The organism is Cobetia sp. MC34 (genome assembly GCF_018340035.1).
GTDB lineage: Bacteria > Pseudomonadota > Gammaproteobacteria > Pseudomonadales > Halomonadaceae > Cobetia > Cobetia amphilecti.
In genome coordinates, this window is record NZ_JADPPY010000001.1 from 291,108 (window position 1) to 309,807 (window position 18,700).

At 62.8% G+C, this 18,700-nt stretch carries 13 protein-coding genes and 6 tRNA genes; 12 read left to right on the plus strand and 7 right to left on the minus strand.

Annotated features, from left to right (window positions below; all coding sequences use genetic code 11):
• The first annotated feature begins 56 nt into the window (after positions 1-56).
• From ispE to ychF, 6 genes are all read left to right on the plus strand, one after another.
• Positions 57-929, plus strand: coding sequence for a 4-(cytidine 5'-diphospho)-2-C-methyl-D-erythritol kinase (ispE, locus tag IZU87_RS01280; protein WP_131431347.1), 873 nt, complete (start codon positions 57-59; stop codon positions 927-929).
• Between the two features lie 29 nt (positions 930-958).
• Positions 959-1,033 (plus strand) — tRNA-Gln (locus IZU87_RS01285).
• A 72-nt stretch (positions 1,034-1,105) separates the two neighbouring features.
• On the plus strand, positions 1,106-2,047 hold the full coding sequence (locus IZU87_RS01290; RefSeq protein WP_172978614.1) for a ribose-phosphate pyrophosphokinase: 942 nt from the start codon (positions 1,106-1,108) through the stop codon (positions 2,045-2,047).
• A 179-nt stretch (positions 2,048-2,226) separates the two neighbouring features.
• The gene (locus IZU87_RS01295) at positions 2,227-2,862 is read left to right on the plus strand and encodes a 50S ribosomal protein L25/general stress protein Ctc (protein WP_043335898.1); all 636 of its coding nucleotides are present in this window, start codon (positions 2,227-2,229) and stop codon (positions 2,860-2,862) included.
• A 29-nt stretch (positions 2,863-2,891) separates the two neighbouring features.
• A complete protein-coding gene (gene pth, locus IZU87_RS01300) occupies positions 2,892-3,476 on the plus strand; it encodes an aminoacyl-tRNA hydrolase (protein WP_043335900.1) in 585 nt (194 codons plus the stop codon).
• A gap of 298 nt (positions 3,477-3,774) precedes the next feature.
• Positions 3,775-4,866: a redox-regulated ATPase YchF gene (ychF, locus tag IZU87_RS01305; protein ID WP_107335448.1), complete on the plus strand. Its 1,092-nt coding sequence runs from the start codon at positions 3,775-3,777 to the stop codon at positions 4,864-4,866.
• 137 nt (positions 4,867-5,003) lie between these two features.
• Here ychF and IZU87_RS01310 read toward each other — a convergent pair whose 3' ends face one another.
• Positions 5,004-5,954, minus strand: a complete 951-nt coding sequence (locus IZU87_RS01310) for a LysR family transcriptional regulator (protein ID WP_213113435.1) — start codon at positions 5,952-5,954, stop codon at positions 5,004-5,006.
• 182 nt (positions 5,955-6,136) lie between these two features.
• Between IZU87_RS01310 and IZU87_RS01315 the strand changes: the two genes are divergently transcribed.
• Both IZU87_RS01315 and IZU87_RS01320 read left to right on the plus strand, forming a co-directional pair.
• Positions 6,137-7,471 (plus strand): D-amino acid dehydrogenase, encoded by a 1,335-nt coding sequence (locus tag IZU87_RS01315; protein WP_213113436.1) that lies wholly within the window; start codon positions 6,137-6,139, stop codon positions 7,469-7,471.
• An 81-nt stretch (positions 7,472-7,552) separates the two neighbouring features.
• A tRNA-Met gene (locus IZU87_RS01320) sits at positions 7,553-7,629 on the plus strand.
• A 213-nt stretch (positions 7,630-7,842) separates the two neighbouring features.
• Here the strand turns inward: IZU87_RS01320 and IZU87_RS01325 are convergent.
• Entirely contained in the window at positions 7,843-9,171 is a 1,329-nt protein-coding gene (locus IZU87_RS01325) for a M18 family aminopeptidase (RefSeq protein WP_107335451.1), read from the minus strand.
• A 293-nt stretch (positions 9,172-9,464) separates the two neighbouring features.
• Here IZU87_RS01325 and IZU87_RS01330 point away from each other — a divergent pair, with 293 nt between their 5' ends.
• The gene (locus IZU87_RS01330) at positions 9,465-11,573 is read left to right on the plus strand and encodes a carboxy terminal-processing peptidase (protein WP_213113437.1); all 2,109 of its coding nucleotides are present in this window, start codon (positions 9,465-9,467) and stop codon (positions 11,571-11,573) included.
• Positions 11,574-12,101: 528 nt separating this feature from the next.
• On the opposite strand, the gene IZU87_RS01335 is transcribed toward IZU87_RS01330, so the two are convergent.
• From IZU87_RS01335 to IZU87_RS01355, 5 genes are all read right to left on the minus strand, one after another.
• Positions 12,102-12,177: transfer RNA gene (locus tag IZU87_RS01335), tRNA-Asn, on the minus strand.
• 97 nt (positions 12,178-12,274) lie between these two features.
• Positions 12,275-12,350: transfer RNA gene (locus IZU87_RS01340), tRNA-Asn, on the minus strand.
• A gap of 78 nt (positions 12,351-12,428) precedes the next feature.
• Positions 12,429-12,504, minus strand: a tRNA-Asn gene (locus tag IZU87_RS01345).
• A gap of 174 nt (positions 12,505-12,678) precedes the next feature.
• Positions 12,679-12,755, minus strand: a tRNA-Met gene (locus IZU87_RS01350).
• Positions 12,756-12,841: 86 nt separating this feature from the next.
• Entirely contained in the window at positions 12,842-13,795 is a 954-nt protein-coding gene (locus IZU87_RS01355) for a choline ABC transporter substrate-binding protein (RefSeq protein ID WP_439329793.1), read from the minus strand.
• A gap of 434 nt (positions 13,796-14,229) precedes the next feature.
• Between IZU87_RS01355 and betI the strand changes: the two genes are divergently transcribed.
• From betI to betA, 3 genes are all read left to right on the plus strand, one after another.
• Positions 14,230-14,886 carry a transcriptional regulator BetI gene (betI, locus tag IZU87_RS01360; RefSeq protein WP_043335913.1) on the plus strand — a complete coding sequence of 219 codons (657 nt, stop codon included), beginning with the start codon at positions 14,230-14,232 and terminating at the stop codon, positions 14,884-14,886.
• Positions 14,879-16,360, plus strand: coding sequence for a betaine-aldehyde dehydrogenase (betB, locus tag IZU87_RS01365; protein ID WP_213113438.1), 1,482 nt, complete (start codon positions 14,879-14,881; stop codon positions 16,358-16,360). The genes betI and betB overlap by 8 nt, the downstream gene beginning before the upstream one ends.
• Before the next feature lie 400 nt (positions 16,361-16,760).
• Positions 16,761-18,476: a choline dehydrogenase gene (betA, locus tag IZU87_RS01370; protein WP_192838318.1), complete on the plus strand. Its 1,716-nt coding sequence runs from the start codon at positions 16,761-16,763 to the stop codon at positions 18,474-18,476.
• Positions 18,477-18,700 lie beyond the last annotated feature (224 nt).

An 18,700-nucleotide genomic window follows, 5' to 3' on the forward strand; every position in this document is an offset into this window, starting at 1 on the left:
CTCCTTCTTCCATGACGACCCCGACAGCCGCATCCACATCCGCATCCGCATCGACCATGACTCTCACCCTGCCCGCCCCAGCCAAGCTCAACCGCATGCTGCATATCACGGGCCAGCGTGCCGATGGCTATCACGAGCTGCAGACGCTGTTCCAGTTTCTCGAGCACGGCGACAGCCTCAGCTTCACGCTGCGCGACGATGAGGCCATCCGCCTCTCACCGCCTATTGAAGGCGTGCCCGAAGAGGCCAACCTGATCGTGCGCGCCGCGCGCCTGCTGCGAGAAGCCGCACACGCGCAGGGCAAGGTCGCGTCACCCACCGCATTGCCCGGTGTCGATATCACGCTAGAGAAAGTGCTGCCGATGGGTGGCGGCCTGGGGGGCGGCAGCAGCGACGCCGCCACGACCCTGCTGGCACTGGACAGACTCTGGGGCCTCGAGCTTGGCGAAGACGCCCTTGCCGAGCTCGGGCTGTCGCTTGGCGCGGATGTGCCGGTGTTCGTGCGCGGCTTCGCCGCCTGGGCCGAAGGCATCGGTGAACGCCTGGTGCCAGCCCCGCTGGACACCCCATGGTTCGTGGTGATCCACCCCGGTGTCGAGGTCGCGACACCCGCCGTGTTCGGCCACCCGCAATTGACACGTTCCAGCCTCGCGATTAGTATGGCGCGCGCACTGCAGGGGGGCCGCAACGACTGTGAAGTCGTGGTGCGCACTTTGTACCCGGCAGTCGCCGACGCCCTGGACTGGCTGGACCAGTTCGGCACCGCCAGACTGACGGGCACCGGCGCCTGTGTGTTCTGTGCGTTTGACGACGCACGACAGGCCAGCGAGGTGCTGGGTCGACTCGAACTCGAGCGCCCGATGTGGCACGCCTTCTCGGCACGCGGTTGCAATATCTCCCCTCTACATGCCGCTCTGGCTTCGGCCTGAGCACAGCAACTGGTTGAAGTGAACGTTGCTGGGGTATCGCCAAGTGGTAAGGCACCGGTTTCTGGTACCGACATTCCCAGGTTCGAATCCTGGTACCCCAGCCAATCCTGGCCGTTCCCGGTCAACCCGGAATTCTCCACTCCCGAGATCCCACAAGACTCCAAAGGTGGCTGCGCGTGTCAAAACTGATGGTATTCGCGGGGAATGCCAATCCCGCTCTCGCCCGCAAGGTAGCTGAAGCCCTCGATACCCGCCTGGGCCATGCAACCGTCGGTCAGTTCAGCGATGGCGAGATTGCGGTAGAAATCAACGAAAACGTTCGCGGCAAGGACGTCTTCATCATGCAGTCCACCTGCGCACCGACCAACGACAACCTGATGGAGCTGATCCTGATGGTGGACGCGTTGCGTCGTGCGTCTGCGGCGCGTATCACTGCGGTCGTTCCCTACTTCGGCTACGCCCGTCAGGACCGCCGCGTGCGCTCTGCTCGCGTGCCGATCTCGGCGAAGGTGGTCGCGGACATGATGGTCAAGGCTGGCGTCAATCGCGTCATGACCATGGACCTGCATGCCGACCAGATCCAGGGCTTCTTCGATGTGCCGGTGGACAACGTCTACGGCTCACCGATCCTGCTCGACGACATCGAACGTCAGAACTATGACAACCTGATCGTCGTCTCCCCGGATGTGGGCGGCGTGGTACGTGCCCGTGCCATCGCCAAGCAGCTCAACTGCGAGCTGGCCATCATCGACAAGCGTCGTCCCCAGGCCAACCAGGCCCAGGTGATGAACATCATCGGTGATATCAAGGACCGCACCTGCGTGCTGGTCGATGACATGATCGATACCGCCGGCACCCTGTGCAAGGCGGGCGAGGCACTCAAGGATCATGGCGCCAACCGCGTCGTGGCCTATGCGTCCCACGCGATCCTGTCCGGCCCGGCGGTCGACAACATCACCAACTCCGTCCTCGACGAAGTGGTGGTTGCCGACACCATCCCGCTGTCCGACGCCGCGCGTCGTTCCGGCAAGATCCGCCAGCTGACAGTCGCTGGCCTGATCGCCGAGGCGATCCGTCGCGTCAGCAATGAAGAATCCGTCAGCGCCATGTTCCACTGAGTCCTGTCGGCGGGCCCTGCTCGCCGCTGCTCGGGGAAGAGGCACTGACAACGGCAGATGATCCGTCATCTGCCGACAAGCGGCCGGCCCGGAAATCTCCGGGCCGGCCTCATGGATCCGGTAGCGCTCTGGTCGCGGGGGCTACCGGATTCTCATTAGACCCTTGAGGTATCTGCAAAATGAAACTGTTCAAACTGAATGCTGAAGTTCGTGAAGACCTGGGGAAAGGTGCGAGCCGCCGCCTGCGTCGTACGAACGACTTCGTGCCGGCCATCATCTACGGTGCCGACCAGGCCCCGACTCCGGTCATGATCGACAAGCCGAGCCTGTACAAGGCGGTTGACGATGAGGCGTTCTACTCCTCCATCATCACCCTGAATGTTGCGGGCAAGACCGAGAAAGTCGTCATCCGTGACCTGCAGCGTCACCCGTTCAAGCCGCTGCTGACTCACGTCGACTTCCTGCGCATCGATCCGACCCACAAACTGACCATGAACGTGCCGCTGCACATCACTGGTCAGGAAGCCTGTGTCGGTGTCAAGGACCAGGACGGCGTCCTGCACGTCCTGGCGACTGACGTCGAAATCAGCTGCCTGCCGGAAGCCCTGCCGGAATACCTGGAGCTGGACGTGTCCAAGCTGGAAGTTGGCCACACCCTGCACCTGTCCGACATCGCTCTGCCGGAAGGCGCAGAGTCCGTTGCCCTGTCCCACGGTGCCGATCACGACACCGCTGTGGTCAACGTCACTCGTCCGAACATCTCTGCTGACGCAGAAGATGCTGCTGAAGGCGAAGAAGCACCTGCTGCAGAATAACGCAGCCTGATCAAGGAGCCAGACAGCGCATGTCACGAGTGAAAGCGATCATCGGCCTCGGTAACCCGGGGAACGAATACGAAGACACCCGTCACAATGCCGGCGTCTGGCTCCTTGACGCTCTTGCGCGCCACGGTCACACCACGTTGCGTCCGGAACGCAAGTTCCATGGCCAGTACGCGAAGGTCCACTTCGCCGGTCAGGATCTGCATTTGCTGTTCCCATCGACGTTCATGAATCGCAGCGGTCAGGCCGTGGCCGCATTGTGCAACTTCTACAAGCTCGCCCCGGATGAACTGCTCGTCGCCCACGATGAGCTGGACATCGACCCCGGCACCGCCCGCTACAAGCAGGGTGGCGGCCATGGCGGTCACAACGGGTTGCGCGACATCATCAGTGCACTGGGCAACGACAAGTCGTTCCATCGTGCCCGCATCGGCATCGGCCACCCCGGCAATGCCAAGCTGGTGACCAACTTCGTGCTCGGGCGTCCCGGCAAGGCTGAACGCCAGGCCATCGACGACGCCATCGACGAAGTGGTGATGACCCTCCCCGACGCCATCAGTGGCGAATGGGCACGGGCCATGAATCGCCTGCATTCCTTCAAGAGCTGAACCTCTGCATCACCCGGTATCACCCCTCTCCGAATTTCGGTGATTCGCTCAGCGCATCACCTCGCTTGCGTGCGCGCGTCTCGCCACGCGATCAGCAGCAAAAGGCATCATTTGTCGCGCGACATGCGCCCAATGGATGACCTCGGCGGCATGAGGCCTTACACTTCCCGCCTGTCTTCATTCCGTGCCTGCCCACTCGTTTCCCCGCATGCCCAGTGCCTGTGCACTCAGAGCCTGCTGGTCGAGACGACTGCCAGTGCCACGCCCCATTCGATACGTCATACCAGGATCTAGCGCCATGGGTTTCAATTGCGGCATCGTCGGCCTGCCGAACGTCGGCAAGTCCACTCTCTTCAATGCACTGACCAAGTCTGGCATTGACGCCGAGAACTTCCCCTTCTGCACCATCGAGCCGAACACCGGTATCGTGCCGATGCCTGACCCTCGCCTGAACGCGCTGGCCGAGATCGTCAAGCCAGAGAAGGTGATTCCGACCACCATGGAATTCGTCGACATCGCGGGTCTGGTCGCGGGCGCTTCCAAGGGCGAAGGTCTGGGCAACAAGTTCCTGGCCAACATCCGCGAGACCGACGCCATCGCGCACGTGGTGCGTTGCTTCGAGGATGACAACGTCATCCACGTCGCCAACCACGTCGACCCGGCCGCCGACATCGAGACCATCAACATCGAGCTGGCCCTGGCCGATCTCGACAGCGTCGAGCGCAGCATCCAGCGTCTGGCCCGTGTCGCCAAGGGCGGCGACAAGGAAGCCATCGCCACCAAGGCCGTGCTGGAACGCATCCAGCCGCACCTGGCCGAAGGCCAGCCGCTGCGCAGCTTCGGTCTCAGCGATGACGACCTGAAGATCGTGCGCGGCTTCGGCTTCCTGACCCTCAAGCCGACCATGTACATCGCCAACGTCAGCGAGGAAGGCTTCGAGAACAATCCCTACCTCGATATCGTGCGCGGCATTGCCGCCAACGAAGGCGCCAGCGTCGTGCCGGTGTGCAACAAGATCGAAGCCGAGATCGCCGAGCTGGACGAGGAAGAGCGCGAGATGTTCCTCGACGAGCTGGGCATGGAAGAGCCGGGCCTGGACCGCGTCATCCGCGCCGGTTACGAGCTGCTGGGTCTGCAGACCTACTTCACCGCTGGCGTGAAGGAAGTGCGTGCCTGGACCGTCAAGATCGGCGCTACCGCACCGGAAGGCGCTGGTGTCATCCACACCGACTTCCAGAAAGGCTTCATCCGTGCCGAAGTCATCTCCTATGATGACTTCATCGCCTACAAGGGCGAGCAAGGCGCCAAGGATGCCGGCAAGTGGCGCCTGGAAGGCAAGGACTACATCCTCAAGGATGGCGACGTGGTGCACTACCGCTTCAATGTCTGATGGCTCACCGGTGCCCGGCGACGTCTGGGCCCACCTGTTGCCCTGACAGCCTGTCCTGACAGAACGGCCCTGATCTCTCACGAGGTCAGGGCCGTTCTGCGTTGTGGTGCGGCAAACGGTTCAATCAGGGGCACCGATCAAGGCGCTGAGGGCTCTGCCAGCGGCACCTGCAGCCACTGCGCGGCCTGCCTGGCGAGCTGATCTGCCAGCGACTGGGCCAGCCGCGAACGCCCCGCCTCGCGTCGCCACACGGCACTCAGCACCAGCTCACCCGCCTGGGGCAGCTGACGAGCGCTCAAGCCGCGCTCCGTGGTGGCGGCATGCGCCGTGAGCGCATCGACCACCGCCAACCCCTCCCCCGCCTGAACCAGCGCCGCCGCCAGTGGATAGGTCTGCACACGCGTCACGATGCGCGGTGAAGATGGCAAAGCGCTTGAAGCTTCCTGCGCCACGCTCGCCAGCAGACCATCGAGTCGCCGCGCCAGCGGGTCGTGCGCTCCCAGCGCGATCAGGCGTTGACCGGCAAGCTCCGCCACCGTCATCGGCGCCTGGTGACAGTCCTGTGCCCAATACCCTTCAGGCGCAAGCACCAGTAGCGGCATGCGCACCAGCGGACGCGTCATCAGCGCAGGATGCGTCGGCGCACTCAGCGTGAAGGCGATATCGACCTCATGCAGCAACAGGGCATCGACGATCTCGCGGGTATGCTGGGTCGCCAGCTCACAGCTGACTCGCGGCTGACGCCGGCGCCACTGACCCAGCGCCTGCGGCAGCAATTGCTGGGCGATGGCAGGCGTCGCCACCACCTTGAGCGTGCGTGCCTCGCCCTCACGCAAGCCATCGACCAGCCGTCTCACATCATCCAGCTGACCGAGCATTCCCTGACTGGCCGCTTCCAGCTTGCGCGCCTCCTTGGTGGGATGAAGCTGCCCTGCACTGCGCGTGAACAGCGTGATGCCCCACTGGCGCTCGACCTGCTGCAGCGCCTTGCTCGCCGCCGGCTGGGAGATATGCAGCAACCGCGCCGCACCGGTCACGCTGCCGGCCTGCAGGACGGCGTGAAAGATCTCCAGGTCCCTGAGCCGCATGCGCTATCTCCCTGTCCGGTTGTCTAGAGGGCTTACTTGAGGGCGTACTTTAGCGCCTGCGCATCAGGTTACCCCATAACCTCGGGTTATGGCGCGGCACATCCTTTTCATTCGCCACTCACGCAAGCGACCGGCAAGCTCGAACACAACGAAACACGACCTTCACGACCCGGGAGCCCAGCATGCAACGCCACGTGACCGTCATCGGAGGCGGCGTGATCGGCCTCGCCAGTGCCCACGCCCTGGTGCGCGCCGGCCACTGCGTGACCCTGATCGACGCCCATGCCGAGGTCGCCAGCGAGACCAGCCACGCCAATGGCGGCCAGCTGAGCTATCGCTATGTGGCGCCATTGGCCGATAGCGGCGTACCCCGCCAGGCCATCAAGTGGCTTTTGGCAGGCAATGAGGCACCGCTGAAACTGCGCCCGAACCTGGACCCCGCACAATGGCGCTGGATGGCCCGCTTTGTGGCCGCCTGCAATCACCGCACGCATCAGACCAGCGCAGCGCAGATGCTCTCGCTGGCGCTGCACAGCCAGGCGATCATGAGCGAGTGGCGCACTCGAGATGCGCTCGGCGACTTCGCCTGGCAGCAGCGCGGCAAGCTGGTGATCCATCGTGATCCCAAGGTGCTCGACAAGGCGGCCGCCGCGCGCGTCGCCCCGCAGGACCAACAGGTGCTCGATGCGCGCCAATGCATCGCGCTGGAGCCCTCACTGGCCCATCAGCAAGTCCACCTGTCGGGCGGCATCTTCAGCGCCTCGGACGAGACGGCGGATTGCCATGCCTTCTGTCAGGCGCTGGAGCGCAAGCTGCAGGCCTCCGGGCGCTACACGCGCATCGCCAACACGCGCGTCGCCGCGCTGAGCGCACGCAACGGTCGCATCGCGCAGCTCGAGCTCAGACACCTTGATGGCCGCCGAGAATGCCTCGCCGTCGAAGAGGTCGTCATAGCGGCCGGCAATCATGCCGCCGAGCTGGTGCGCCCCCTTGGCATCCGCCTGCCCCTGCAACCACTCAAGGGCTATAGCCTCACCTTGGCGCTGACAGCTGACACCCCGGAGACGGCCGCGCCGCGCATCAGCGTCACCGACTCGGCACGCAAGGTGGTCTATGCCGACCTGGAGTCGTCGGCATCACGCCAGCTGCGCGTCGCGGCGATGGTGGATATCGGCCAGCGGGAACGCGACAGCTTCCACCCCGAACTGGATGAGCAGCGCATTGCCGCCCTGCGCAAGCTGGCCAGCGATACCTTCCCCGAAGCCGGCGATTTCGCGCAGGCCACTCCCTGGGCCGGACTGCGCCCCAGTACGCCCAAGGGGCCGCCGATCCTCGGCCGTCCCCGGCAAGCGAACAGCCCGGACAATCTGTGGCTGAACGTCGGCCATGGCAGCCTTGGCTTCACGCTGGCCTGCGCCAGTGGCGACCTCATCGCACGCGCCATCTCGCGAGAGGCGATACCCGGCACTCTCTCCGACAGCCTACCTGATGCCCTCGCTGCGCGGCCGGGACGCTAGCCTGATGAATTCCCTGCCACTTTTTCGCGCTGATGCATTGACAACATCACGGGAAATCCGTAATATTCGCCTCCGTTGGACGGCTACATAGCTCAGCTGGTTAGAGCACATCACTCATAATGATGGGGTCCCCTGTTCAAATCAGGGTGTAGCCACCAACCAAGATTCGAAAGGCCTGACTGCTTGCAGTCAGGCCTTTTTCGTTGTGCGCGATCCATACGCAAGACTCGCGCATCCGGCGCCCTGCGCCGCAGCCCTCGATCCAGGTCGCAGGCATCAAAAAGGGCGACCCGCAGGCCGCCCTTTTTCCAGGCTCGTCTTTTTACGATATTACGCTACGCGCCCGCTCTCTCAGCACAATCCGGCTCGACTCAATCCAGCTGCTCGCGATTGCAGAAGGCTACCAGCACCTTGATCAGCATGGCGACATCGGCACTGCCGGATGTCTCACGAATCGAGTGCATGCCCCACTGCGGCAGCCCTACATCCAGAGTCGGCACCCCCACCTCACTGGCGGTGATCGGCCCGATGGTGCTGCCACAGCCCATGTCGGCACGGCTGACGAAGGTCTGCACCGGCACATCCTGCTCGCGACACATCTCGCGGAACAGCCCGGCCGTGGTGCTGTTGGTGGCGTAACGCTGATTGGCATTGACCTTGATGACCGGCCCGGCATTCAACTTCGGCCCATGCCCCGCATCATGCTTGTCCGCGAAATTGGGGTGCACGGCGTGGGCATTATCGCAAGAAATCATCAAGGAGCGCTGCACGAGGCACTGATAGCCTTCTTCGCTGTCCAAGCCGACGTAGTGATTGATGCGCTTGAGCACATCGGCCAGGAAGGGCCCCTGGGCACCACAGGCGCTGGCACTGCCGACTTCTTCATGATCGGTGGTGACGAACAGCGCCCCCTGACTGCCATCGGCCTCCAGCAGCGCCTCGAGACCGACGAAGCAGGACAGCAGATTGTCGAGGCGCGCACTGGTGATCAACTCACCTTTCAGCCCCGACTGCGCCGCCGGCTGCAGATCGTGCAGGCCCAACTCGAAGTCGACGACATCCGCGACCCGCACGCCGTGCTGCTCCTCGATCAGCTCGATCAATAGCGTATTGAAGGCCTCCGCGGGCGTCCCGGCCTCTTCCCCCAACTGCATGACCACGGCTGACATCTGGGTCTGAGCATTGATGGCACGCCCGCTGTTGACGTCACGATCCAGATGGATCGCCAGGCTCGGCACGCAGGCAAACGGACGCATGACCGTCAGCAGCAGCGTCTCGCGACGACCGTCCGCATGCCGCACCTGGACGCGGCCCGCAAGGCCCAGATCGCGATCGAACCAGGTGCTCAGCAACACGCCGCCATAGGTCTCGACGCCCAGCGTCAACCAGCCCTGACTGGCCTGTGCCGGATTGGGCTTAAGGCGCAGACAGGGCGAATCGGTGTGCGCGCCGATCATCCGAAGTGAGCTCAGCGACGTATCACCCTTCGGGAGCTGAAAGGCAATCAACGAGGAATCATTGCGCGTGACATAGGCGCGCTCACCAGGCGCCAGCTGCCAGGAAGACGTCTCGCTGAGGCGACGATAGCCCGCCTGTTCAAGACGCTGCGCCATGGAAGCCGTCGCGTGCCACGGCGTGGGAGAAGAAGACAGGAAGTCGAGCAGCGCGGGAACGCGGGAATCCGCAATCGCATGAGTCATGATGGCGTCTGGTCCTCGAAGATATATGCAAGGCACTGTATAAGAAGAAACATGATGGGGAAAACCTGTGACGACCCTTCGATGACATGACTGCCATCCAGTCACCATTCAGCGGGGCGTCGAGAAGCGCGGCATGCCAGCCAAAGCCCTGCGCTGACCGAGTTTTCACAACCCCAACGCATCAACGCCAGACAACTGTGTATGGTGCGTGAGACTGCTACAATGCCCGCTCGACCCCCTGCGGGGAGGTCGTTCAGGGAGCAGAGTGTACATGAATCGGGAGTGCTTCATTGATGAGCCTGTTCGCAAACGTCCGGCGCACGGCATTCGTTGCCCTGTGTCTTGCCATGGCCGGCCCTGCCAGTGCCGCGGTCACCCCTACTGACGCCGATGCACAGGCTGCTCGCGAAGTTGCCGAGTCTTTGCGCTATGGGCATTACGAAGATGTGACCCTGGATGACCACTGGGCCAACCGCGCCTTTACGCAATACCTCAAGACTCTCGACCCCCAGAAAGCCTATCTGCTGGATGCGGACATCAGCGAGTTCAGCGACCTGCGTCACGATTTCGACGACGCCATGGTCGATGGTGATCTCGAGCGTATCTATGGCCTCTACGAGCGCTATCAGCAACGCCTCACCGCACGCCTCACCTGGCTGGTGAAGACACTGGACGCCAAGCCGAGCTTCGATTTCGACAAGGACGATCGCCTGGCGCTGGACCGCAAGGACAGCCCGTGGGCCGATAGCGAGCAGGAGCTCGACGAGCTGTGGCGCAAGCGCCTCAAGAATGCCTGGCTGTCGATGTCGCTGTCCGACAAGAGCGATGACGAGATCGCCAAGACGCTCAGCGAGCGCTATTCCAACCAGCTCAAGCGCATCAAGCAGACCAACGATGAAGATATCCTGACGCTGGTGATGCATGCCGTGACCGGCAGCATCGACCCGCACAGCGAATACTTCTCGCCGCGCCAGGGCGAATCCTTCGATATCCAGATGAAGCTGTCGCTGGATGGCATCGGCGCCCTGCTGCAATCCGAAGGCGAATACGTCAAGGTCTCGAGTCTCGTGCCCGGCGGCCCTGCCGAGAAGGATGGCGAGCTCAAGCCGGCCGACCGCATCGTGGCCGTCGGCCAGGGTCAGGGCGACAGCGAGTGGACCAACGTGGTCGGCATGCGCCTGGATGACGTCGTGGACCTGATCCGCGGCCCGAAGGGCTCCGTCGTGCGCCTGGAAGTGATTCCGGCCCAGTCGCTGGATGTCACCAAGACGCGTGAACTGGATATCACCCGCGATACCGTCAAGCTCGAGGACCAGGCCGCCAATGCCAAGGTCATCGACGTCAAGCGCGATGACGGCATCCACAGGATCGGCGTCATTCATGTGCCCGCCTTCTATGTCGATTTCGATGCCTGGCAGGCCGGTGAAGACGACTACCGCAGCACCACCCGCGACGTGGCACGCCTGATCGACGAACTGAAGGCCAAGCAGGTGGAAGGCATCATTCTCGATCTGCGCAACAACGGCGGCGGCGCCCTGCAGGAAGCCAATTCGATGATCGGCCTGTTCATCGATCGCGGCCCCACCGTGCAGGTGCGTGATGCACGCGGCCGCATCAGCCTCTACGGTGATACCGACGCCGGTACCCACTATGACGGCCCGCTGACCGTGCTGGTCAACCGCCTCTCGGCCTCGGCGTCCGAAATCTTCGCCGGTGCGATCCAGGACTACGGCCGCGGCCCGATACTCGGCAGCCAGACCTTCGGCAAGGGCACGGTGCAGACCATCTCCTCGCTGAGCGAAGGCGAGATCAAGCTGACCCGCGCCAAGTTCTATCGCATCTCCGGCGACTCGACCCAGAACAAGGGCGTCAAACCGGACATCGCCTTCCCCAGCGTCATCGACCCGCAGGAGATCGGCGAATCCAGCCTCGACTACGCGCTACCCTGGGACCAGGTACGCCCGGTGAAGTATCGCCGCTACGGTGATCCGGCACGCTATCTGGCCGCATTGCGCGCCCGCCACCAGAGCCGCGTCGAACAGGACCCCAACTTCAGCTACCTGAAGAGCGAAGTCGCACTGTCAAAGGCACTGCGCGCGCAGCAGACCAGCATCAGCCTCAATCGTGAGCAGCGCAAACGCGAGATGGATGCCCAGGAAGCCGAGCAGCTGGCACTGGAAAACAAGCGCCGTCGTGCCCTCAACCTCGAGCCACTGACAAGCTTTGCCGAACTCGATGCCGCCAGCGACCACATCTCTTCCCCCGAGAGTGACCCGCAGCAGGAAGCCGATATCGAAGAAGGCAGCAGCGACAAGGAAGCCAAGGACCCGATCGATCAGGCCCAGCTTCAGGAAAGTGCCGAGATCCTGCTCGACTACGCCCACCTCACCGGTGATCGCTAGACTCTCGTGACTCACACCATGACCCGCGTCTGACGAAGCTGGTCGACCGCCAAGGCCCCTGCTCTCATGCAACACCGAGCGCAGGGGCTTTTTTCATGCCACAAAGAAAGTCTGTGGCACGCAGCATCACGGCCGCGCGAGGCAGCAACGCGCGCACCACAACACCCAGGCAGCAACACATACGAAGCAACGACAAGACAGAAAACGTAGCAGCAAAAACGGAATGGCATGCATCGCAACGCCAGGCAGCTGCCGCGCAGAGGATGACAGCAGAATGCTGGCGACGCGGGAACACGCTCTCGAGGCAGAAAGCACGAAATGCCGAAGCAGCACGAAACACCAAAGCAAGATGCGGAGCAGGAGCGGACTGGCGAGCAGAACTGACAAGCAAGGATTGCGAGCAGCGCTCAGACGCAGAACTGATGAACAGGGCTTGCGAATAGGAGTCAGGCGCAGAGCCAACAAGCAAAGCTCAGGCAGCGATGGTGCGACCAGCAGAGAACACGAGGGGAAGCAGGGAAGTGATATTGGCTCCTCGAACAGGACTCGAACCTGTGACCCAATGATTAACAGTCATTTGCTCTACCAACTGAGCTATCGAGGAACAACAAAATATCGATCGATATCAGGGCGATATCGAAACTGACGACGAGGAACTCATCTATCAGCGTCATTTCCGGCATTGGCAGGAAGCCTTGGATTGGCTCCTCGAACAGGACTCGAACCTGTGACCCAATGATTAACAGTCATTTGCTCTACCAACTGAGCTATCGAGGAACGACCGGAAATCCATCTGTCAGTGACATCATCATGGATGCTATCAGGCTGACATTTCAAGCATGCTGCATGTGCTATTGGCTCCTCGAACAGGACTCGAACCTGTGACCCAATGATTAACAGTCATTTGCTCTACCAACTGAGCTATCGAGGAACAACCTTGAACACGCGACGAATTATACGGAAATACTCAATGGCGTCAACCACCTTCGGCCATTCAGACCACCGCAGAACTCGTTCGATTCCTCCTGCCGGATCCACCTCCGAAAGCGCACGAAGCGACATCCAGATGTGACAAGGCCCGCACGGATGCAGGCCTTGGAATCACTGGTGGCTACACCCTGATTTGAACAGGGGACCCCATCATTATGAGTGATGTGCTCTAACCAGCTGAGCTATGTAGCCACACGACGAGGCGTATATTGCAGGTCAGGCTGCTGAATTGCAAGCACTTTTTATCAAAAGCCCAACAGACGAGCCCAACGGGCCGATCAGATCCCCAGCGATGTCTTCACCGCGGCAAGGCCAGGCTGACCCTCCACGGTCTCGACTCCCTTGAGCCAGGCCTCCAGCACCTGCGGGTTCTGCTTGAGCCAACTGGCCGCCGCATCATCCGGGTCTTCGCCGCCATCCATGATGTCGCCCATCAGCTGGTTTTCCATCTCCAGGGTGAACTCGAGATTGGAAAGCAGGGCCCCGACGTTGGTGCATGCCTCGCTGTAGCCCGCGCGGGTATTGGTATACACCGTCGCACCGCCCAGATTCGGCCCGAAGTAATCATCGGCCCCTTCCAGATAGCCCATCTCGAAGCGGGTATTCATCGGGTGCGGTTCCCAGCCGAGGAACACCACCCATTCCTTGGCGGCAATCTTCGACTTCACTTCCGCCAGCATGCCGGCTTCCGAGGAGTCGATCATCTCGAACTCGCCCATGCCGAAGGCGTCGTCATCGATCATGTCGGCAATGATCATGTTGCCATCGTTGCCCGCCTCTATTCCGTAGATGCGACCATCGAACTTCTCGAGGTTGTCGGCAAGGTCCGCCACCGAGGTCACGCCGGCATCCAGTACATACTGCGGCACCGCCAGGGTGTATTTCGCACCCTGGAGATTGGCGCGCGGGCGATCGACCTGCCCCTTGTCGATGTAAGGGTCACTGATGGAGGCCATCGACGGCATCCAGTTGCCCAGGAAGACATCGAAGTCATCATTCTTCATGCCGGCATAGGCGATCGGCACCGAGATGGTGTCAGACGTCGTCTCATAGCCCAGCCCCTCCAGCACGGCACGCGTCAGGGCGGTGGTTGCCGTGATGTCCGTCCAGCCGACTTCGGCGAAACGTACCGTGCGACATTCTTCCGTCACGGCGGCCTGGGCCTGATTCGCCATGACCGGCACGGCGATGACGCCCAGTGCCAACAGCACCTTACCAGGTGATCGTTTCATGCTAACCCCTTGTTTTATTGTTCGTTGTCATTCAACTCTCGACCATCGGCGCAACGTTCAACCTACGTTGAGATCGACATGCTGCCCCTCCATGTTCTACCGCACTGTAGCGCTTTTACCAACCGGCCTCGCCAACCCACAGTCTTGAACGCCCGCCTGTCGCTGGCCGCCACCTGCTGTCGATTCCTCGTGCGCCTCTCCCTCCTGACCATCCCTGACCGTCCTCTGACCGCCCCCTGACTGCTTCCGGCTGCCCCGCCTTGCCTCAACTTGACGCATCGGGAACCAGCCTCTACACTTTTTGTTAATTGAACGTTCAATAAAAACTTTGCACACGACAGCATGGTGCAGCGCTCGCGGCAAACCGGTGATGATCCAGTACCATGGCCACACCAAGTGTCACACCGACCCGATATACGAAAAGGACTCCGTTGATGCCCAAAGTGGGAATGGAACCTATCCGCCGCCGCCAGTTGATCCAGGCCACCATGCAAGCCATCGATGAGGCAGGACTCGCCGACGCGACCGTGGCCCGCATCGCCCGTCACGCAGGTGTGTCCACCGGCATCATCAGCCACTATTTCGGCGGCAAGGATGGCTTGATGGAAGCCACCATGCGCCAGATTCTCACTGACCTGCGCAGCGCCGTCAGTGAGCGTCGCGCCGCACTGGCCGACGATGACGTCCGCAGCCATCTGCGCGCGGTGATCGATGGCAACTTTGACCGCAGCCAGGTCAGCCAGAGCGTCTCCAAGACCTGGCTGGCCTTCTGGGCCTCCAGCATGCACCGCATTCCGCTGGAACGCCTGCAGCGGGTCAACGACAGGCGGCTGATCTCCAATCTATGTGCCCTGTTCCGCCGCTGCATGCCGCTGAACGAGGCACGTGATGCCGCGGCCGGACTGGCCGCCTTGATCGACGGCCTGTGGTTGCGCGGTACGCTGGACCCGACCGGCCTCGATGTCGAGCGCGCACGCCGCCTCGCCTACGAATATGTCGACTACCAGCTGACACGTCACATGGCAGCATCCCTGAACGCGACAGACTCCCCCACTTCCCCTGAACCCAGTAAGGAGCGCACGCATGGCTAACGGCAACGCAAGCTTCCCGACCCAGACCCTCTACATCGGTGGCCGTCGGGTCGAGGCTACCTCCGGCGAGACCTTCGAGACCGTCAACCCGGCCACCGGCGAAGTCATCGCCGAGATCCAGCAGGCCAGCGGTGCCGACGTCGATACCGCCGTCGAAAACGCCCTGCAGGGTCAGAAGGTGTGGGCCGCGATGACCGGCATGGAGCGTTCACGCATCCTGCGTCGCGCCGTGGACCTGCTGCGCGAGCGCAACGACGAACTGGCGCTGCTCGAGACACTCGACACCGGCAAGCCGCTGTCCGAGACCGAAGCGGTCGACATCGTCACCGGTGCCGATGCACTCGAGTACTACGCGGGCCTCGCGCCGGCCATCGAAGGCAGCCAGATGCCGCTGCGTCAGGAAGCCTTCGTCTATACCCGAAAGGAGCCGCTGGGCGTCATCGGCGCCATCGGTGCCTGGAACTACCCGATCCAGATCGCCTGCTGGAAGTCTGCCCCGGCCCTCGCCGCCGGCAACGCCATGGTCTTCAAGCCCAGCGAAGTCACTCCGCTGAGCGCACTGAAGCTGGCCGAGATCTTCACCGAAGCCGGCCTGCCGGACGGCGTGTTCAACGTCGTGCAGGGCGATGCCCGTGTCGGCGTGATGCTCACCGAGCACCCGGATATCGCCAAGATCTCCTTCACCGGGGAAGCCGGCACCGGCAAGAAGGTCATGTCCGCGTCCGCCTCTTCCAGCCTCAAGGAAGTCACCATGGAGCTGGGCGGCAAGTCCCCGCTGCTGGTGTTCGCCGACTCCGATCTCGACCGTGCCGCCGACGGCGCCATGATGGCCAACTTCTACAGCTCCGGTCAGGTGTGCACCAACGGTACCCGCGTGTTCGTCGAAGCCAGCGTCAAGGATGCCTTCGAAGCCAAGATCGTCGAGCGCGTCGCGCGCATCAAGGCCGGCGACCCGCAGGACCGCGCCACCACCTTCGGCCCGCTGGTCAGCTTCGAGCACCTGGACAAGGTCGTCTCCTATCTGGAGATCGCCAAGCAGGACGGCGCACGTCTGCTGATCGGCGGTGAGCGCATGAGCGAAGGCGACTTCGCCAAGGGCGCCTGGGTCGCACCGACCGTCTACACCGACTGCAGCGATGACATGCGCATCGTGCAGGAAGAGATCTTCGGTCCGGTGATGTCCATCCTGTCCTTCGACAGCGAAGAGGAAGTCATCCGTCGCGCCAACGACACCACCTACGGTCTGGCGGCTGGCCTGTTCACCGAGAGCCTGAACCGCGCGCATCGCGTGATTCACCAGCTCGAAGCCGGCATCTGCTGGGTCAACACCTGGGGCGAGTCGCCGTCCGAAATGCCGGTCGGCGGCTACAAGCAGTCCGGTATCGGTCGCGAGAACGGTGTCGAGACGCTGTCTCACTACACCCAGACCAAGTCCGTGCTGATCGAGATGGGTCCGTTCGAGTCCGCCTTCTGAGCCATCACTGGCCACAAGGCCTGATGACAGCAGCACCCTCTGGCGCCAGAGGCTGAAGTGCCGGCCCTCAAGACCGGCCCTCAAGACCGGCCCTCAAGACCGGCCCTCAAGACCGGGCCTCAAGCACCGGACCTAAGCAAGACCAGGCGCCAGATGCCCCACCTGCCGGCATGTCGAACACTCGCCATGCCGGCTGCACGCCGCGTCGCTCGCCAGCGCCGCGCGCAGTGCCCGAATCCCGATGAGTCGTTGAGCCCTCGATGGCAGCTTGCTGTCATGCGGTGCCCCGACGACTCACCACAGACAAGCAAACGTATCCAGCAGCCCGGCAGTGGCCACTCCCCGTCGTGAACGGGGCGTCATGTGCCCGCATGTGGCACCCGATACGAGAGGACCTTCCATGAGCCAATTCGAGCGTGAATACGACTACGTCATCATCGGCGCCGGCAGCGCCGGCAACGTGCTGGCCACCCGCCTGAGCGAAGACGCCGATGTCAGCGTGCTGTTGCTGGAAGCCGGTGGCCGCGACCACCGCTTCGACTTCCGCACCCAGATGCCCGCCGCGCTGGCGTACCCGCTGCAGGGTCAGCGCTACAACTGGGACTTCAAGACCGATCCCGAGCCGCACATGAACAACCGTCGCATGGAATGTGGCCGCGGCAAGGGTCTGGGCGGCTCCTCGTTGATCAATGGCATGTGCTACATCCGCGGCAACGCGCTGGATTACGACAACTGGGCCAAGGACCCCATCCTGGCCGACTGGAACTATCGTGAGTGCCTGCCCTACTTCCGCAAGTGCGAGACGCGCGATATCGGCCCGAATGACTACCATGGCGGCGACGGCCCGGTGTCGGTCACCACGCCCAAGCAGGGCAACAACGAGCTCTATCACGCCTTCATCGCGGCAGGCATCGAGGCGGGCTATCCAGCCACCGAAGACGTCAACGGCTACCAGCAGGAAGGCTTCGGCCCGATGGACCGCTTCGTGACCAAGGAAGGCCGTCGTGCCTCCACCGCGCGCGGCTATCTGGATACCGCCAAGAAGCGCTCCAACGTCACCATCGAGACGCGTGCCACCACCGACGTCATCCTGTTCGAAGGCAAGACGGCGGTCGGCGTGAAGTACGAGCGCAAGGGCCAGGACCACCGCGTGCGTGCGCGCAAGGAAGTGCTGCTGTGCGCCGGCGCCATCGCCTCGCCGCAGATCCTGCAGCGCTCCGGCGTCGGCAACCGTGAACATCTCGAGCCGCTGGGCGTGAAGATGGTCCACCACCTGCCGGGCGTGGGCGAGAACCTGCAGGACCACCTGGAGCTCTACATCCAGTACGAGTGCACCCAGCCGATCTCGCTGTATCCGTCCCTCAAGTGGTACAACCAGCCGCCCATCGGTCTGGAATGGATGCTCAAGGGCACCGGTGTCGGCGCCAGCAACCAGTTCGAGGCCGCCGGCTTCATTCGCAGCGATGACAACGAAGCCTGGCCGAACCTGCAGTATCACTTCCTGCCGATCGCGATCAGCTACAACGGCAAGAGCGCAGTGCAGGGCCACGGCTTCCAGGCGCACGTCGGGTCGATGCGCTCCCAGAGCAAGGGCCGCGTGCGCCTGACCTCACTCGATCCCAAGGCCGCGCCGTCGATCTTCTTCAACTACATGGCCGAGGAGCGTGACTGGGAAGAGTTCCGCGCCGCCATCCGCCTGACCCGCGAGATCATCGCCCAGCCCGCGCTGGACCCCTACCGCGGCCGCGAGCTGGCACCGGGTGCCCAGGCGCAGACCGACGCCGAGCTCGACGAGTACGTGCGCAACCACGCCGAGACCGCCTACCACCCGTGTGGCAGCTGCCGCATGGGTAGCGACGAGACTTCAGTGGTCGATGGTGCCGGTCGCGTGCATGGCCTCGACAACCTGCGCGTCGTCGATGCCTCGCTGTTCCCGGTCATCCCGACCGGCAACCTGAATGCGCCGACGATCATGCTGGCCGAGAAGATGGCCGACAAGATTCGTGGCCGCGCGCCGCTGCCGCCGTCCGACGCCGATTACTTCGTGATCGAACCCGGCACGCCGGCCAAGAAGCCCGCCAAGCGCAAGATCGACTCCGCTCCGATCAATGGCTGAGCACTGGTCAACGCCAGAGCCCGTGCGAGTCAACGCCTGCGACAGGTAGTCTGACCTCACGCACGCAAGCGCTATCGATCGTCCAAGGCCCCGCATTGCGGTAATGCCAGTCAGTTAACACTGACTGGCATTTTTCTTGGCCGGATACTTCTGCGGCCGGCGCCTGACCGATCGAGGATAAGACCGTTCGCGTCGTTCCGGTAAAACGAACGACGGTGCCATGT

What these genes read in the sequence shown, in the direction of transcription:
- IZU87_RS01325 (WP_107335451.1), bottom strand. Translation starts at nt 9,171, where the DNA reads ATGACTCATGCGATTGCGGATTCCCGCGTTCCCGCGCTGCTCGACTTC.
- betB (WP_213113438.1), top strand. Translation starts at nt 14,879, where the DNA reads ATGGCTAACGGCAACGCAAGCTTCCCGACCCAGACCCTCTACATCGGT.
- IZU87_RS01355 (WP_439329793.1), bottom strand. Translation starts at nt 13,795, where the DNA reads ATGAAACGATCACCTGGTAAGGTGCTGTTGGCACTGGGCGTCATCGCC.
- betA (WP_192838318.1), top strand. Translation starts at nt 16,761, where the DNA reads ATGAGCCAATTCGAGCGTGAATACGACTACGTCATCATCGGCGCCGGC.
- IZU87_RS01315 (WP_213113436.1), top strand. Translation starts at nt 6,137, where the DNA reads ATGCAACGCCACGTGACCGTCATCGGAGGCGGCGTGATCGGCCTCGCC.
- ispE (WP_131431347.1), top strand. Translation starts at nt 57, where the DNA reads ATGACTCTCACCCTGCCCGCCCCAGCCAAGCTCAACCGCATGCTGCAT.
- IZU87_RS01330 (WP_213113437.1), top strand. Translation starts at nt 9,465, where the DNA reads ATGAGCCTGTTCGCAAACGTCCGGCGCACGGCATTCGTTGCCCTGTGT.
- IZU87_RS01310 (WP_213113435.1), bottom strand. Translation starts at nt 5,954, where the DNA reads ATGCGGCTCAGGGACCTGGAGATCTTTCACGCCGTCCTGCAGGCCGGC.
- ychF (WP_107335448.1), top strand. Translation starts at nt 3,775, where the DNA reads ATGGGTTTCAATTGCGGCATCGTCGGCCTGCCGAACGTCGGCAAGTCC.
- IZU87_RS01295 (WP_043335898.1), top strand. Translation starts at nt 2,227, where the DNA reads ATGAAACTGTTCAAACTGAATGCTGAAGTTCGTGAAGACCTGGGGAAA.
- betI (WP_043335913.1), top strand. Translation starts at nt 14,230, where the DNA reads ATGCCCAAAGTGGGAATGGAACCTATCCGCCGCCGCCAGTTGATCCAG.
- pth (WP_043335900.1), top strand. Translation starts at nt 2,892, where the DNA reads ATGTCACGAGTGAAAGCGATCATCGGCCTCGGTAACCCGGGGAACGAA.